Annotated in this window: 1 protein-coding gene; it reads right to left on the bottom strand. The window is 57.0% G+C overall.

All coding sequences use genetic code 11. The features are described 5' to 3' along the window. Positions 1-235, bottom strand: a 235-nt coding sequence (locus tag HBA93_RS23635; protein WP_221724834.1) for a response regulator, incomplete at both ends; no start/stop codon positions are given.

Raw genomic sequence — 235 nt, 5'->3', positions numbered from 1 at the left:
CCGCAGCACGGCGGATTAGAGCACGCAAACGCGCAAGCACTTCTTCAATATGAAACGGCTTGGCCACATAATCGTCGGCACCAGCATCAATACCCGCAACCTTGTCACTCCAGCGATCACGCGCAGTCAGCATCAACACCGGCATCGTCCGGCCTTCACGGCGCCAGCGCTCGACAACACTGATACCATCCATCTGGGGCAGACCGATATCCAGTATCACCGCGTCATAAGGTTC

The sequence above is a fragment of the Ochrobactrum sp. SFR4 genome (assembly GCF_019730395.1).
In the GTDB taxonomy this organism is placed as follows: Bacteria; Pseudomonadota; Alphaproteobacteria; order Rhizobiales; family Rhizobiaceae; genus Pseudochrobactrum.
The sequence above is the reverse complement of the archived record's forward strand: the minus strand, read 5'-3'. Positions and strand labels throughout refer to the sequence as shown.